Origin of the sequence: Vibrio sp. 05-20-BW147 (genome assembly GCF_013369385.1) — a bacterium.
Lineage (GTDB): Bacteria > Pseudomonadota > Gammaproteobacteria > Enterobacterales > Vibrionaceae > Vibrio > Vibrio floridensis.
Genome location: NZ_SZTO01000014.1, coordinates 32,556 through 46,465, shown reverse-complemented (window position 1 = coordinate 46,465; position 13,910 = coordinate 32,556). Strand labels below are relative to the sequence as shown.

Genomic DNA, 13,910 nt, shown 5'->3' with positions numbered 1-13,910 from the left:
GGCGTCAATCTTGGTTAAAGAAGAGCACTAAACTCCCGCCTTTCAGGGCACTGCCATAATTTAGGCTTAGGCCGATACCAACATTGTCAACCCACTGTGTTTTGAAAGGCGGTGTCATTAACCAACCTAAGCTGGCCTCATAATAGTATTGAGTATTCAACGATTCTTTTGGGTCACCTCCGACATCAACCCGATTAAAACTTGTGTAAACAGATTGGACTGCACGTCCCCACTTTTCAAAGTCATAAAACATTTTGATGCCGTTAACCCAATACCAACCTTCTGGGTTACCAACCTGGCCTCTGTTTGCTTCTCCCCAGCCTTGGCCGTAAAAATAATGTGCCGAGCTCCAGTAATACCACTTTCCCCAAGGCTTCATTTGTAAATATTTGGCATGTACATTAGGTTCAGCGACCAGAGCCCAAGCATCAGTATTAACCAAGTAACCATCGAACACGCTTTTGTATTTCACCAATGCATCGCTGCGATAGGTATAGTCGCTGCGGTAATACATTAAATGAGCCCCAATAGAGGCATCAAACGTCCAGTTTTCACTCAGTTGCCGTGAGTTTGTGTATTCGAGAAACGCGCCCAATACATACTCTCGATGGCTGTCTGACACACTGTTTTCCACTATGGAAACATCTTGCTCTATACCTAGAGCGGATAAACGACCTTGCAGGCTGTGCTTTACTTGGTTGTCAGGATCCTCATAGAGTGCGAAATCAAACGGGAGCGTTGATACACCAATTTTTTTGCGCAAACTGACAGAATCTGCACTTCCCAGCTGTTCATTATCGAGATTTAGCCATTCATTCGGGTCAAAGTCGTGAAAACCAACAGTAAAAACATCACTATCGGTGAGAACAATGGCTGTTGCAAAGTTTCGCTCCAGCTCTTTTTGGATCAGATCTTTGAGCTCCTGAGCTGACACTGCCGAAGAAAACAACGTGGTCGTCACTAAAACTGATGTGCTAACGGCTAAAGGGAAACATTGCATAATCATGATTAAGATGCTCTGTAAGTCACGTAACGGTTCTTGCCTTCTAACTTAGCTTGATAAAGCGCCTTATCAGCAAACTGATAAATTGTCAGCAGTTCTTCCCTACCATTAGGGATAAAAGTGTAGACGCCTTGTGACAAGGTAACAATATTGGACACCGTAGAAAAGGCGTGTGGATAGCTGAGCTCCTCAACCGCTTTGTGAATTCTTTCCACGGCTTTAACGGCCTGCTCAGCATCACTACCGCCAAGTAAGACGACAAACTCTTCACCACCATAACGACCGACACAGTCAACATTACGTTGAAATAAATTTTTAATTATATTCGCCGTGGCTTGGAGACATTTATCCCCTTCGATATGGCCATAGTTGTCATTAAACAATTTGAAGTTATCGATATCCAGTAAGATCACGCTGATTGGCAAACGATGCCTTCCATACCAGCCTAACATCTGCCCCAACTGCTCATCGATGTAACGGCGGTTATAAATCTTGGTTAAACCATCTTCGTTTGCCTGCTGTTGCAATAACGCATTTAACTCAGCCAACTCAGCGGTTTTCTTTTTTAGCTCTCGTCGCATCTCAGCGATACGCTGCATTGCACTTAACTTTGAACTTAGTACTAATCTATCAACAGGTTTGATCAGATAATCATCCCCACCCGCATCGATCGCTTTTGCGATCATTTCAGGCTCTTCATGACTACTTAAAAAAACAATTGGAACCCATTCTGGAAACTGTTCACGAATCGCTTTTGATACTGCGAAACCATCCATTTCCGGCATACTAATATCCAGTAACACCAGCTCGGGATCAAACTCTTGATACAGATCGAGCGCATCTTTACCGCTAGACACCGATTCAACAACATGGCCCAACTGTTTTAGGCGAATAGCCAACTGCATTCGGTCGAGTTGGACGTCATCGACCAGCATAATGCGCATTGATGATCCTGTTGATATCATCCTTTCCTCTACTGGGCTTCACTTCTGAGAGTAAAGGTATATCATATCAACTTACTGGTTTCATCCAGCGAGTTACGTAATACGTTGACTTTTTTGAAGATCACCTTACTATTCCGCCTTTTAATTGAGAGACGTGTCATGTCAGAAGCAAACACTACAGAAAAACAACCAATCGACCTAGCCACTATTTCGCCAGAACTTCGTCAAGTGATTGAGTTTGACCAAGTTCCAGAAGAGATGTTCGAGATGGTAACCTCTATCCATGAAGTCTCTGAAGAAGCCGTGCGTGAAGCATGGGATTCACTACCTGCAAGCGCGCAAAACGTACTAGACAATTTTGAACAGTTCCACGCACTGATCTCTGTAAGCCAGGCGTTCGCAGGTGTGAATGTGATGGAAGAATTCCCAACCATGAAGCTTCCTGAGGGTATGACGGAAGAAGAGAAAGACGCTTACCGTGCACAACTGCTAGACCACGTACTCTTTAACTGTGTTAAAGACATGGTAAAACAACTTAAGAAAGCACGCCGCGACCCTATTCTGAAACGCGATTTCCGCGACGTATTCGCTAAGTAATGTAAAAAGCTGCTCACACGAGCAGCTTTTTTTATCTTATTCGAACTGCCCCAACCACTCTTTAAGCACCGCATTCAAAGCTTGTTTCTGTGGCTGTGAAAGATTTTTCAATAGCGCATGTTGAATCGCGACATGTTCTTCTATCAGCTTATTCACTGTCACCAATCCATGTTCTGTGAGCTCGACAGTAACGCTGCGTCGATCTTCCTTGCTGTGTTGGCGCGAAATCAGACCTTTTTGCTCAAGCTTATCTAAACGGTTGGTCATTGCCCCAGAAGTCAGCATCAAAGACGCCAATAACTCCGATGGCGTCAGACGATATGGCGCGCCACTTCTACGCAGAGTCGCAACCACGTCAAACTCTCCCATCTTGAGATCGTAACGTTTGTGCACCTCACCCACTGCACTTTCCAAGTATTTGGTGATGCGGAATACGCGCCCCATGATAGCCATAGGCTCGGTATCTAACTCTGGTCGCTCTCTATCCCATTGCTCTACTACACGATCAATTGCATCCATCATCTTATCTCAATCATTAGCTTGCGAGATATCTTAATATAAAGATACTTTACTTTCATCAAAAATAGGCATACATTGAGTTTAATTATCTCAATGTAAAGATATTTAACATGAACATACTTATCGCTATGATACCTGCCTTTTTTTGGGGAACGACCTACGCTGTTACACAAGCAACGTTGGCTGACTGGCCACCGCTGTTACTGGGTGCGTTAAGAGCGCTCCCCGCAGGGTTGCTTTTACTATTGGTTAAACCCACGTTGCCGAATCGTCACCAAATAATCACCTTGCTTAAACTTGGAACCGTCAACATTGCGGCCTTTTTTGCACTCATTTTCGTGATGGCGTTGACGCTACCATCTGCAATCTCAGGTGTAGGCATGATATCAGTGCCTGTTTTCGCGATGCTTTTTCATTGGGTTGTCGCCAAACAAGCGCCAAGTAAAGTTCAAGCTTTATGCGGTTTCGGATTGATTAGTTTTGCTTGGTTCTTGTTTGATCCTAGCCACTTGGCTCTTAGTCCCATCGGATTGTTGGCCATGTTGTCTGCGATTTTCTGCATTATTATTGGCAGTCGTATCACCAAATCACTCGGAACAGAGATGCACTGGTGGCTTATCCTTACCTGGCAGTTGATCTTTGGTGGCATTGTATTGTCGCTTGCATCGTTCGCGCAGTTCGTTGTTGAGCCCACTCCCTACTATCAAGCATGGCAACAGTTAGATGGCCAAAATTTCATTGGCCTCGGTTGGATAGTTTTAATGAATACAGCGCTGGGATATGGCTTGTACGTTTGGCTATTACAACGAATGTCTGTGGTCGATTTTACGTTCGGTGGGATTGCAAATCCCGTTGCCGGTATCGTGTGTGGGGTTCTGTTGGTTGGCGAATCTTATACTTTTCATCAGTTTTCCCTGATGGCTGGGATGATTTTAATGTCACTTCTGCCGCAAATTGTTGGGTTGCTCTCTTCTAAAAAACGTCAGAATCGACGAAAGGTGACATTGTCACCAAATAATTCATAACATCAATAGACTAATGTGTGAGTGCGATATCCCTTTGGGTCACACTCACCCCTTTGATCTGTGCAAACACACGGTCCCCCTGTTTAAGATTAAGATCGGCCAACGCCCACGGGGTAATGGTCGCCCATAGAAAGCAATCTTGGGTCAACGCCAGTTTAACCGCGATGCTCTCTTTATCTTCTGCAGGGTGTCTTTTCTCAACACGCTCGACCTTCGCCTCAATAATATTGCGAATTGAGGTTTTCTGCGGTTGAACGAGCGTAATGGAAACATCATTCGCCCGCACCTGGAGACGAATATCGCTACCGAGGGGCGCGTCAATCTTTTGCACCCACAGCGACGCTGTTGACGACAACATGACACGAGTCAAGGCGTATTGAGGGTGCTGTTCTGCAATGTTGGCATTAAACAAAGTGCTTTGTTCGGAGAATGATTGCCACGGGCGCATTGCTTGCGAAGACCACACTTCAGACAACAAACCGGAAGCGACAATCTGACCTCTATCCAACACCGTGAGGTGATCCGCTAGTCGCAAGATCTCTTGCAGACTATGGGTGACATACACAATGGGTATTTCGAAGCTTTCCGAAAGCTTCTCAAGAAAGGGAAGCACTTCTTTTTTCCGCGGCATATCGAGCGAGGCCAGCGGCTCATCCATCAATAGAATCTTGGGTGATGATAACAGTGCACGGCCAATCGCAACGCGTTGTTTTTCACCGCCAGACAGAGAAGCAGGATAGCGTTTTAGTAATGGTTGTAGCGCGAGCAACGTCACCACTTTATCAAACATATCTGCATCAAACTGTTTGATGCCATACTTCAAATTGCCTTCAACATGGTAGTGAGGAAATAAACGAGAATCTTGGAATACGTAACCAATATTCCGTTGGTGTACGGGGACATTAATACCTAAAACCGAATCAAACAGCACGTCCGAGTTCAGCGCTATACGCCCTTGTTCGGGCTGAGTTAGTCCGCTGATCACATTGATAATTGACGTTTTACCTGCACCAGAACGACCAAAAATCGCGCTAACACCTTTACTCGGAAGTTGTAATTCGATATCGAAAACAACATGACCCAACGTTTGTTTGAACGCAACTTGGAGACCCTTCATCACTTCGCTCCCAATCGTTGTTTGGCTTTTCTGTTCAACCACTCTGATACCAATAAAGTAGACAGTGCGATAGCAATTGAAATCACACATAGTCTTGCCGCTTGCGCTTCTGCACCCGGTGTCTCGATAAAATTAAACATGGCAAGAGGCAAAGTTTGTGTTGCGCCAGGAATGTTGGAAACAAAACTGATGGTTGCCCCAAACTCTCCGAGACTACGTGCAAATGCCAACATCGATCCCGAAATGATCCCAGGCAGCATCAGAGGTAATGTGATGGTGAGAAAGACTTTTGTTGGTGATGCACCGAGTGTCGCCGCTGCTTGCTCTAGTTTGCTGTCGACACTTTCTAAACTGATTCGAATAGAACGCACCATCAAAGGCAGCGCGACAACCCAACAAGCCAATACCGCCCCTTTCCAGTTAAACGCAAATGACAAGCCAAACATTTCATACAACCAACTCCCTAGCACGCCTTGGCGCCCCATCGCAATAAGCAACAAATAACCAATCACAACCGGAGGAAGAACCAAAGGAAGATGTATTGCGCTATCAAGTAGGGTTTTGCCCGGAAAGCATTTTCGTGCCAATAGCCAAGCGAAAAACACGCCAAATGGCAGTAACCAGATCACCGTATAAAAACCCACTTTTAGGCTAAGTATTAACGCTTGGTATTCGAGTTCGCTCACGATTTCTCCAACGTTGTAAAACCATGCTTTTGAAATATGGCAGTGGCTTCTGGACCCATAAGATAATTGAAGAACGCCTTGGCGGATTCGGATTGAGTGATCAACCCAGCAGGGTAAGTAATGGGATCGTAGAGCGCTTGCTCAGGTGTCACGAGTATCTTCACTTTCTGCGACATTCGCGCATCAGTTTGGTAAACGATGCCAAGCTTTGCTTCATCTCGCTCTACTAACGCTAGGGCCAAGCGAACGTTTTTGCTCGGCGCAACATGGCTCGACACCGCATTCCACACATCGGCATTTTGCAACATTTGTTTGGCGTACATACCAGCAGGTACAGAGTTGGTATCGCCTAGGGCGAGCCAATTGCCTGTTAGAAGCCTCTGCCACTGGGCTTTGGATGAAACATCAAGAGTTACATTGTTGTTTTTATTGGTAATAACAACCAACTTATTGGAAAGTAAATTTGTGACGCTGTCGCTTTTAATGACCTCATGTTGGAGCAGGTAGTCCATCCATTGGTTATTGGCAGAGATAAAAATGTCACCCGGTGCACCGCTGAGCAACTGCCTTGAGAGGGATGATGAGCCACCGTAAATTGCCTGTACTTTTTGATGGTTCTGACGTTCGTAACTCTCTATCACATCGTTGATGGCATTCGTCAGTGACGATGCGGCATAAATGCGCGTTGTTTGTTGTGCACTCACCGCAGGCGCCAGCATTAGTAACAGTAAACTCAGCCATTTGTTCATCATACTTCGCTCTCTATATGCCCAATTGACTCAGGTCCAAATGTTCTTCAATGGCATCGGCAATTCGGTCTATCGCCTGCTCCTTAAGTTGTTGGTGATTCTGAGCCTTGATTCGCACTCCATTGACCCACTCACAAATCAGCTCTAATACGGCTTCAGAGTCTAAGAAACCATGTAGATAACTGCCCATGATCTGCCCGCATTCGCTTAGTGCGCCTTCAAGCTGGCCATCATCTTTGGTGATCGGTTGATATTCATTCACTTGCGATCGCCCAACGTGGATCTCATAGCCAGTCACGTTAACGTGTTTTCCGTTTAGTGATAACTGCCCTTTAGTGTTAATCAAACACTTATCTTGGGTAAGTTCCGTGCGCGTTTTTAAGAGTCCGAGCCCTACGCTTTCACCGGGTTCACCTTCGACACCAAACGGATCGCTAATCGACTCCCCTAACATTTGGTAGCCACCACAGATCCCTAACACCTTACCACCAAAGCGCAAATGTCTTAGAATATCCTTGTCCCATCCTTGTTCTCGAAGGTATCGAAGATCGTCACGCACTGATTTGGAACCGGGCAAGATGATCAAATCCGCGTGCTCTAATCGCTCTCCTTTGCCCACGTAACGCAAGTCAATTTGGGGATGCAGTCTGAGCACATCGAAATCCGTATGATTACTAATCCTCGTCAGCACAGGAACCACGACTTTTAGCTTAACCTCATCAGAGAGCGCTTGTTGTGAGGTAATCGCATCTTCTGCCTCGAGATTCAATCCATGAAGAAATGGCAGAACGCCAATGACAGGCTTACCTGTTTTCTCTTCGAGCCAATCGAGACCCGATTCAAGCAACTTAATGTCACCGCGAAAACGGTTGATAACGAATCCCTTCACTCGCGCTTGTTCCGATGGAGAGAGCAATGCCAAGGTGCCATAAAGGTGTGCGAAAACGCCACCGCGATCGATATCAGCGACGATAATCACTGGAACATCGGCTTCTTCGGCAAAGCCCATGTTGGCTATGTCATTCTGACGCAAATTGATTTCAGCAGGACTGCCGGCCCCTTCGATCATGATGGCTTGATATTCATTTTTTAAACGAGCGAAGGAGTCCATCACCGTATCCATCGCTACTTTTTTGTAATTGTGGAAGCCATAGGCATCCATATTGGTCAATGCCTTACCTTGCAAAATGATCTGCGCGCCAGTATCGCTATTGGGTTTGATCAAAACCGGATTCATGTGAACGCTCGGCTCAATGCGACACGCTTGCGCTTGAACAGCTTGAGCTCGGCCTATTTCGCCACCTTCTTTCGTCACCGCACTATTGAGGGCCATATTTTGTGGTTTGAAAGGGGCAACGTTTACGCCTTTACGAGCCAATACACGGCAGAGACCTGCCACCAATACGCTTTTTCCCGCATCAGAGGTAGTGCCTTGCACCATGAGCGTGGTTACTTTTGCTTCCATTTTTTATCGCCGCTATTCAAGGGAGGCCTATTTTAGCCTTTTTTGACACTTTAGAAAATGAATCCAATATGAATCAAGCGCTAAGCAACCATTCAAATCTGTTTTGTTCTAATACCCTTATCGAAACAACCTCGGTTAAACATAGGAAAAGAACATGAACAAAACACTTATTATCGCAATCGCTGCTTTGACAACCACACCAGCCATCGCGCTCGCCAACAATTCTTCAACAGTACAAGGTATCAGTTTTGACGGTCCGGTGAATGTATCGGTCGTTTCCGAACTGCTGAAAGATTCAACTATGTTTACGGAGAAAGATGTCGTCGTTGAAGGAACTTTGGTCCGCCAACTTAATAAAGATACCTATATTTTCACCGATGGCAGCGCCGAGATTCAAATCGAGCTCGATGACGATATTCGATTTACGCAAACCATTAACAGCAATACACGCCTGCGCTTGTTTGGTGAGTTTGAGGGTGGCAATACCCCAGAGATTGAAGTCGATAGTTTGACGCTGCTTTAACACACCAAATAGCCAGAGTGGTACGAGTGCGCTGCTTTTTCGCTTAATACACTCATTTACGTCATATTATTTTTAAGTTTGGCCTGCTATTTGCAGGCTTTTTTTGTAAAATACGGGCGTTAATTTTTTGGCTTTGGAGATCTCATGCTAGGTAAAGCTCTCAAAACAACCTTGTTGGGTGTATGTACTTTGCTCCCAATAACAGCAAGTGCAAACAACTTCAACTACAACATGTTTGAGGTGCGAATGGGGTCAAGCCCTGGCACTTTTGGTGCGGAGTTCAACACTTACTTCACGGAAAATACACACTTTGTCGGACGCTTTGACAGTGAATTTAGTGGGGACTGGGATCTTGCTGGTGGTATTGGTTTTAATGGTCCTATGGGTCAGTTTGCCGATATTTATGGTCAAATGCTGATTCACAACATTAAAAACAAATCGAGCGATAAAATTGGCGATGAGTGGAAAACCGAAGTCAATATTGGTGCTCGTGTTTGGTTGATGCAAAACATTGAGGTTCATGGACGATTGGGTCAACTGATATCTAACGACAACAATAATTCAATCATCGGTATCGGTGCTCGCTTTCATTCTACACAACAACTCTCTATCGGGGCTGATATCCGTAATAACGGCACATATGGGCATCAGATGATAATGTCCGTTGATTTTATGTTCTAAGTTTCTAGTTTCTTTTTAGAAGCTACACATAACAAGCGCAGAGCAAAAACAAAGGGCCAAATTGGCCCTTTGTTCGTAATACTTATCGCTTTGGTTTTTCGCTACTTCGTTGTCGGCTTATCTTGAACGTATTTCTGTGAAACATCGACAATTGCGACGTCTTTGAAGAAGCTGCGCCCTAGCAAGACTGGGAAAGTTAAATGCGTTCTGTCGGTTAGCGTGAACTCGGTTTTTTCTTTGAGATCACCAATTTGAATCCAAGCTAGCACGACAGCGCGCTTTTGCGTTCCTTCCGCACTGGATTGGCGAATGTGAACCCAGCGCTCAACCGGTAACGCTATTTCGTTACTATTGATGCCATCATGCTCGATTTTGAACTTAACCCAATCTTTGCCATCACGTTCAAACTCAACCAAATCAACCGCACTGATGGATGAAGTTGTTGCTCCAGTATCAATTCGAGACTTAAACACCTCATTTAACCCCGGAACGTACACCCACTCTTCTTCACCAAGAATCAACTTCCCGTCAGATGTTTTATGGGCTTTAAGTTCAAGCACTGGGCGCTCTGGTTTGGGCTGAGGCTTTGTCTGCTTTACTGGTTCTTCTTTAATTTCCGACTTATTTTCTGCTGGGGCATCTACGCTTGCTGGTGTCACTGCACAAGCAGTTAAACCACCGCTAAGTAGTAAAGGCAAAATAAGTTTCAAATTCTTCATCCAATCACCTGCATTAACGTTGTGAGACTTTGACTATCGCGTCTGCCACGTATGGAATGTGCGCTTCTGTAAGACCAGCGATGTTAATTCGCCCGTCACCGACACCATAAATTCCATATTCATCTCGTAGCGTTCCCATTTGCTCAGGTGTAAAGCCTAGCACAGTAAACATACCCTTGTGGCTTTCAATGAAGTCGAATTGTGACGTATTGTGTTGATTTCTCAATTCATTACATAAAGTTTGACGCAGGTTTAACAAACGTTGCTGCATTTCACACAATTCTTGCTTCCAAGTGGTTGTAAGTTCAACATTTTGTAGGATTGTTTTGACCAATGCAGCACCATGATCAGGCGGCATGGTGTAAGTTGAGCGAGCCAATGTTAATAACTTGCCTTTCGCATTCGCGGATTCTTTCGCATTTTTGCCAATCACAATGGCCGCACCAGTACGTTCACGGTAAAGACCAAAATTCTTCGAACATGAAGTGGTAATCAGCATTTCTTCAACACGGTCAGCCATGAACTGCAGACCTTTGGCGTCTTCTTCAAGGCCATCACCAAAGCCTTGGTAGGCAATATCAACAAAGGGTGTGAAACCGTTCTTTACTGCCAAATCGGTGATGGCTTGCCAAGCAGCAAAATCGATGTCCGCTCCCGTTGGGTTGTGACAACAGCCATGAAGCAGTACGACGTCCTTTGGACCAGCAGTAGCAAGATCATCTAGCATCTGGCCGATGTCGACTTGCTTTGTTGCTGGGCTGAAGTAACGGTAATAACGCACTTTCAACCCTGCCGCTTCCATCACTGGTTTATGGTTTACATAACTAGGGTTAGAGATCCAAACGGTGGTCTCTGGCTGAGCCACTTTCATCAAATCACCAAGCATGCGCAGCGCGCCACTGGCTCCAGGAGTTTGAATAGCACTCACTCGGTCGAGCACGGAAGTGCCCGTAAGCAGTAAGTTCACCATCGATTGGTTAAACTCTTCACATCCTGCTAGGCCCACATACGATTTGGTGGTTTGAGTATTCGCTACCATTTTTTGTGCTTCTGCAACCGCTCGCATGATTGGCGTTTCGCCTTTGTTATTTTTGTAAACGCCAATGCCTAGGTCGACTTTTTGGTCGCGCGGGTCGTTACGAAATGCAACGGTAAGAGAAAGAATAGGATCTAATGCTGGTGTCGGTAATTGAGAAAACATGAAAGTCACAACCCTTTGAAATTCAAGTAATGGAGATTGCTCCAGATAGTGGGATAAACGTTAACATTAAAGCCTAAAAGTTCGAAACATATTTTTATTTTGTAGGAAATAAAAGTGAAAAGTCTCAATAGTCTCTCTTTCTCCTCACTTAAAGAGAGACCAATTAGACACTTTGACGGTCAAATGTTAGCCAAATGTTCGCCTGTCACTAGAATTTGAATTGAGCCATCTCTTGGCTCAGCTCTTTGGCTTGCATAGAAAGTGCCTTCGATACGTCATCAACCTGAGACACTTTGTCACTCACTGCAACAGAAGCGTCTGCGATGGATGTAATACTGCTGCTGATGTCTTCTGTGACCGCTCGTTGCTCCTCAGTTGCCGCCGCAATTTGGATATTCATCGCGTTCATTTCTTCTAACATTGAAACAAGCTGTTCAATCATCTCTGTGTTTGTTTTACAGGTTGAAACTCCACGCGAGACGGTTTTGTTGGCATTATCGATACACTGCGACACGCTGTTTGTTTCACGTTGTAACGCATCGATTTTTTGACGAATTTCTTCTGTTGAAGATTGAGTCCGACCAGCCAACGAACGTACTTCATCAGCGACGACTGCAAAACCTCGCCCTTGTTCACCCGCTCTCGCCGCCTCAATGGCCGCATTCAGAGCGAGCAAGTTGGTTTGCTCGGCAATACCTTGAATCACGTCGAGCACTTCAGCAATCGAAGCACTTTCATTTCTTAGTCGACCAATCGCTTCAACGGCTATCTGCATCTCATCATGCAATTTACCGATCTCTGCACCCAAGTTGTTGCCAACCTGTACGCCTTTCACGCCTTGCTCGTTCGCCCCTTTAACATAATCGGCGGCGCGATTGGCAAACTGCGCCACTTCCGCAATCGATGCACTCATTTCGTTGACTGCGGTTGCCACCGAATCGGATTTCGCGTTTTGCTCGGCGACCGCTTGACGTGTTGCTCGCATATTGTTGGTTATGTTGAGGGAATTGTTGCTCAACGTATCCGTTGCATTGGAAAACTGGCCGATCATTTGGCGTAGGTGTGAGAACAAATGATTGAGTGAGGTAGACAGCTCAGTGACCTCGTCTTTACCTTGGACATCAAGTTGCTCAGTTAAGTCGTTATTACTACAAATTCGCTCAATTTTTTCACAAGCAAGGCGAATGGGCCGAGAGATACTGTTACCTAACACATAAGAAAGCAACACGGAAACGACAATGATCCCGACGATACTCATTAAAACGGTGTTTCTCACCGAGCCTTCCAATAGCGCTACATCCTGGAGTGCTTCGTCGTAGTCAATTTCCGTCAATATTGCCCACTTCAAACCGGCAACCGTAACCGGACTGTACGCAGACATGACTTGCACCCCGCGGTAGTCGTTGATGATCTCAAATCCCATTTTGCCCATTAACGCGCTACGTGAAGCATCACTGTCGATTTCTTGTCGGCCGATGGTCGAACCTTTGCTGATAATCTGTGTCAGCAGTTTCGACGAGACACCCGTCGATTTCATCACAGCCAAATAGTCATCAGGTGCTTCCAACAGAAAGCGAGACTGGCTACGCATTTTCTTGTCTGGGCCGACGAGATAACTTTCGCCGCTTTTACCCAAACCCGATGCCGCCCAATTCCCACCAAAGGTCATGATGCTGTTGATCACATCCACCGGCATTTGGAAAATCAGTACGCCCAAGCGCGAGTTACCTTCCATTATTGGTGTGGCTATAAATGAGGCGGCCGCTTCATACGAGGGATAATACGGTTTGAAGTCATCAAGGTAGTATTGATCTTTACCCAAAGCCGCCGCTTTTCTGTAGGCTTCTGCAATACCAGTATTCGAATAAGGCCCTTGCTTAAGATTGGTGGCAAAATCCAACTCTTTAAAGACGGAATAAACCACATTGCCATCATTATCGACGAAAAAGATATCGTAATAGCCAAAGGCTTCTAAAAAGTGTTTGATGGAAGGGTGATATTTTGCGTGAACTTGATCGTAAGTAGTGCCGAGCGTATCACTGAGATATTGGTGTTTTTCGCCCAGTGGATTCGGATTGACCGCAATGTATCGTGCTTGAAGTGCTTTGCCAACCTCACCAATTTGATCAAGCATACTGATTTCGTTGGCAGCTAGCCCCTCATTAAGCTCTCGGTACTTTTGTCCAAATTGATTGCTGTAGTAATTACGCAAAGCATTGACGTCTTGCGATGAGAGCTGTTGTGAAGGATACGTTTGAAACGCTTGACTAAAGGCTTTCATTGCGTCTTTAGTTGCAATGTCATCCGCTAAAGTTTCGACTTGATAATGAATTTGCTCAAAGTAGCTCTCAATCTCATTTTTCTTAATTTCGCGTACAGAAACCAGTTGTTGCGACGCTCGTGTGACAAGAGCTTGTTCAGAAAGCGCTGCAGATTTTAAACCAACTATAGCACCAGTAAATACAACGCCCAGTGCGCATAACGCTGTTGAGACCAAGATAATCTTATTAGCAATTTTCATATTCAAACCTGACCGCGACAGCGGCTCCTGAGTAAATGCATCCCCAAAGAACCAACTGAGCGAAAATGTTTGAATTAATATACGTAGAGTGTAGTCAGCGATATAAGTGAGCGCGAATAGAAATTAAAGTCATAACGAATTCGCGCCTTCAAGAGTCAGC

At 45.3% G+C, this 13,910-nt stretch carries 14 protein-coding genes; 4 read left to right on the top strand and 10 right to left on the bottom strand.

The window, feature by feature from the left end:
- Window positions 1–4: 4 nt before the first annotated feature.
- Together FC652_RS13785 and FC652_RS13780 are read right to left on the bottom strand one after the other, a co-directional pair.
- A complete protein-coding gene (locus tag FC652_RS13785; protein WP_176299132.1) occupies window positions 5–1,000 on the bottom strand; it encodes a Solitary outer membrane autotransporter beta-barrel domain in 996 nt (331 codons plus the stop codon).
- A gap of 8 nt (window positions 1,001–1,008) precedes the next feature.
- The gene (locus tag FC652_RS13780) at window positions 1,009–1,968 is read right to left on the bottom strand and encodes a diguanylate cyclase (RefSeq protein WP_176299042.1); all 960 of its coding nucleotides are present in this window, start codon (window positions 1,966–1,968) and stop codon (window positions 1,009–1,011) included.
- Between the two features lie 138 nt (window positions 1,969–2,106).
- On the opposite strand from FC652_RS13780, the gene FC652_RS13775 reads away from it, so the two are divergent.
- A complete protein-coding gene (locus tag FC652_RS13775) occupies window positions 2,107–2,544 on the top strand; it encodes a DUF3069 domain-containing protein (RefSeq protein ID WP_176299041.1) in 438 nt (145 codons plus the stop codon).
- Between the two features lie 36 nt (window positions 2,545–2,580).
- On the opposite strand, the gene FC652_RS13770 is transcribed toward FC652_RS13775, so the two are convergent.
- A complete protein-coding gene (locus tag FC652_RS13770; RefSeq protein WP_176299131.1) occupies window positions 2,581–3,063 on the bottom strand; it encodes a MarR family winged helix-turn-helix transcriptional regulator in 483 nt (160 codons plus the stop codon).
- A 110-nt stretch (window positions 3,064–3,173) separates the two neighbouring features.
- Between FC652_RS13770 and FC652_RS13765 the strand changes: the two genes are divergently transcribed.
- Window positions 3,174–4,088, top strand: coding sequence for a DMT family transporter (locus FC652_RS13765; protein ID WP_176299040.1), 915 nt, complete (start codon window positions 3,174–3,176; stop codon window positions 4,086–4,088).
- A 10-nt stretch (window positions 4,089–4,098) separates the two neighbouring features.
- Here the strand turns inward: FC652_RS13765 and modC are convergent, their stop codons facing one another.
- From modC to FC652_RS13745, 4 genes are read right to left on the bottom strand one after another with little or no spacing between them, the layout of a single operon-like run.
- Window positions 4,099–5,205 (bottom strand): molybdenum ABC transporter ATP-binding protein ModC, encoded by a 1,107-nt coding sequence (gene modC / locus FC652_RS13760; protein WP_088428458.1) that lies wholly within the window; start codon window positions 5,203–5,205, stop codon window positions 4,099–4,101.
- Window positions 5,205–5,891, bottom strand: a complete 687-nt coding sequence (modB, locus tag FC652_RS13755) for a molybdate ABC transporter permease subunit (RefSeq protein ID WP_080537296.1) — start codon at window positions 5,889–5,891, stop codon at window positions 5,205–5,207. The genes modC and modB overlap by 1 nt, the downstream gene beginning before the upstream one ends.
- Entirely contained in the window at window positions 5,888–6,643 is a 756-nt protein-coding gene (modA, locus tag FC652_RS13750; RefSeq protein WP_176299039.1) for a molybdate ABC transporter substrate-binding protein, read from the bottom strand. The genes modB and modA overlap by 4 nt, the downstream gene beginning before the upstream one ends.
- 10 nt (window positions 6,644–6,653) lie before the next feature.
- Window positions 6,654–8,105 carry a cobyric acid synthase gene (locus tag FC652_RS13745; RefSeq protein ID WP_176299038.1) on the bottom strand — a complete coding sequence of 484 codons (1,452 nt, stop codon included), beginning with the start codon at window positions 8,103–8,105 and terminating at the stop codon, window positions 6,654–6,656.
- Between the two features lie 154 nt (window positions 8,106–8,259).
- On the opposite strand from FC652_RS13745, the gene FC652_RS13740 reads away from it, so the two are divergent.
- Window positions 8,260–8,628, top strand: a complete 369-nt coding sequence (locus FC652_RS13740; RefSeq protein ID WP_176299037.1) for a YgiW/YdeI family stress tolerance OB fold protein — start codon at window positions 8,260–8,262, stop codon at window positions 8,626–8,628.
- Window positions 8,629–8,772: 144 nt separating this feature from the next.
- The gene (locus tag FC652_RS13735; protein WP_176299036.1) at window positions 8,773–9,309 is read left to right on the top strand and encodes a hypothetical protein; all 537 of its coding nucleotides are present in this window, start codon (window positions 8,773–8,775) and stop codon (window positions 9,307–9,309) included.
- A gap of 101 nt (window positions 9,310–9,410) precedes the next feature.
- Here FC652_RS13735 and FC652_RS13730 read toward each other — a convergent pair whose 3' ends face one another.
- From FC652_RS13730 to FC652_RS13720, 3 genes are all read right to left on the bottom strand, one after another.
- Entirely contained in the window at window positions 9,411–10,028 is a 618-nt protein-coding gene (locus FC652_RS13730; protein WP_176299035.1) for an ATP-dependent zinc protease, read from the bottom strand.
- 13 nt (window positions 10,029–10,041) lie between these two features.
- Window positions 10,042–11,229, bottom strand: a complete 1,188-nt coding sequence (locus FC652_RS13725) for an amino acid aminotransferase (RefSeq protein ID WP_176299034.1) — start codon at window positions 11,227–11,229, stop codon at window positions 10,042–10,044.
- A gap of 208 nt (window positions 11,230–11,437) precedes the next feature.
- Entirely contained in the window at window positions 11,438–13,750 is a 2,313-nt protein-coding gene (locus FC652_RS13720; RefSeq protein ID WP_176299033.1) for a methyl-accepting chemotaxis protein, read from the bottom strand.
- Window positions 13,751–13,910: the final 160 nt, after the last annotated feature.

Bases quoted from the DNA above. Each gene is read 5' to 3' on its own strand.
- FC652_RS13785 (WP_176299132.1), bottom strand. From the start codon at position 1,000: ATGCAATGTTTCCCTTTAGCCGTTAGCACATCAGTTTTAGTGACGACC.
- FC652_RS13780 (WP_176299042.1), bottom strand. From the start codon at position 1,968: ATGATATCAACAGGATCATCAATGCGCATTATGCTGGTCGATGACGTC.
- FC652_RS13775 (WP_176299041.1), top strand. From the start codon at position 2,107: ATGTCAGAAGCAAACACTACAGAAAAACAACCAATCGACCTAGCCACT.
- FC652_RS13770 (WP_176299131.1), bottom strand. From the start codon at position 3,063: ATGGATGCAATTGATCGTGTAGTAGAGCAATGGGATAGAGAGCGACCA.
- FC652_RS13765 (WP_176299040.1), top strand. From the start codon at position 3,174: ATGAACATACTTATCGCTATGATACCTGCCTTTTTTTGGGGAACGACC.
- modC (WP_088428458.1), bottom strand. From the start codon at position 5,205: ATGAAGGGTCTCCAAGTTGCGTTCAAACAAACGTTGGGTCATGTTGTT.
- modA (WP_176299039.1), bottom strand. From the start codon at position 6,643: ATGATGAACAAATGGCTGAGTTTACTGTTACTAATGCTGGCGCCTGCG.
- FC652_RS13745 (WP_176299038.1), bottom strand. From the start codon at position 8,105: ATGGAAGCAAAAGTAACCACGCTCATGGTGCAAGGCACTACCTCTGAT.
- FC652_RS13740 (WP_176299037.1), top strand. From the start codon at position 8,260: ATGAACAAAACACTTATTATCGCAATCGCTGCTTTGACAACCACACCA.
- FC652_RS13735 (WP_176299036.1), top strand. From the start codon at position 8,773: ATGCTAGGTAAAGCTCTCAAAACAACCTTGTTGGGTGTATGTACTTTG.
- FC652_RS13730 (WP_176299035.1), bottom strand. From the start codon at position 10,028: ATGAAGAATTTGAAACTTATTTTGCCTTTACTACTTAGCGGTGGTTTA.
- FC652_RS13725 (WP_176299034.1), bottom strand. From the start codon at position 11,229: ATGTTTTCTCAATTACCGACACCAGCATTAGATCCTATTCTTTCTCTT.
- FC652_RS13720 (WP_176299033.1), bottom strand. From the start codon at position 13,750: ATGAAAATTGCTAATAAGATTATCTTGGTCTCAACAGCGTTATGCGCA.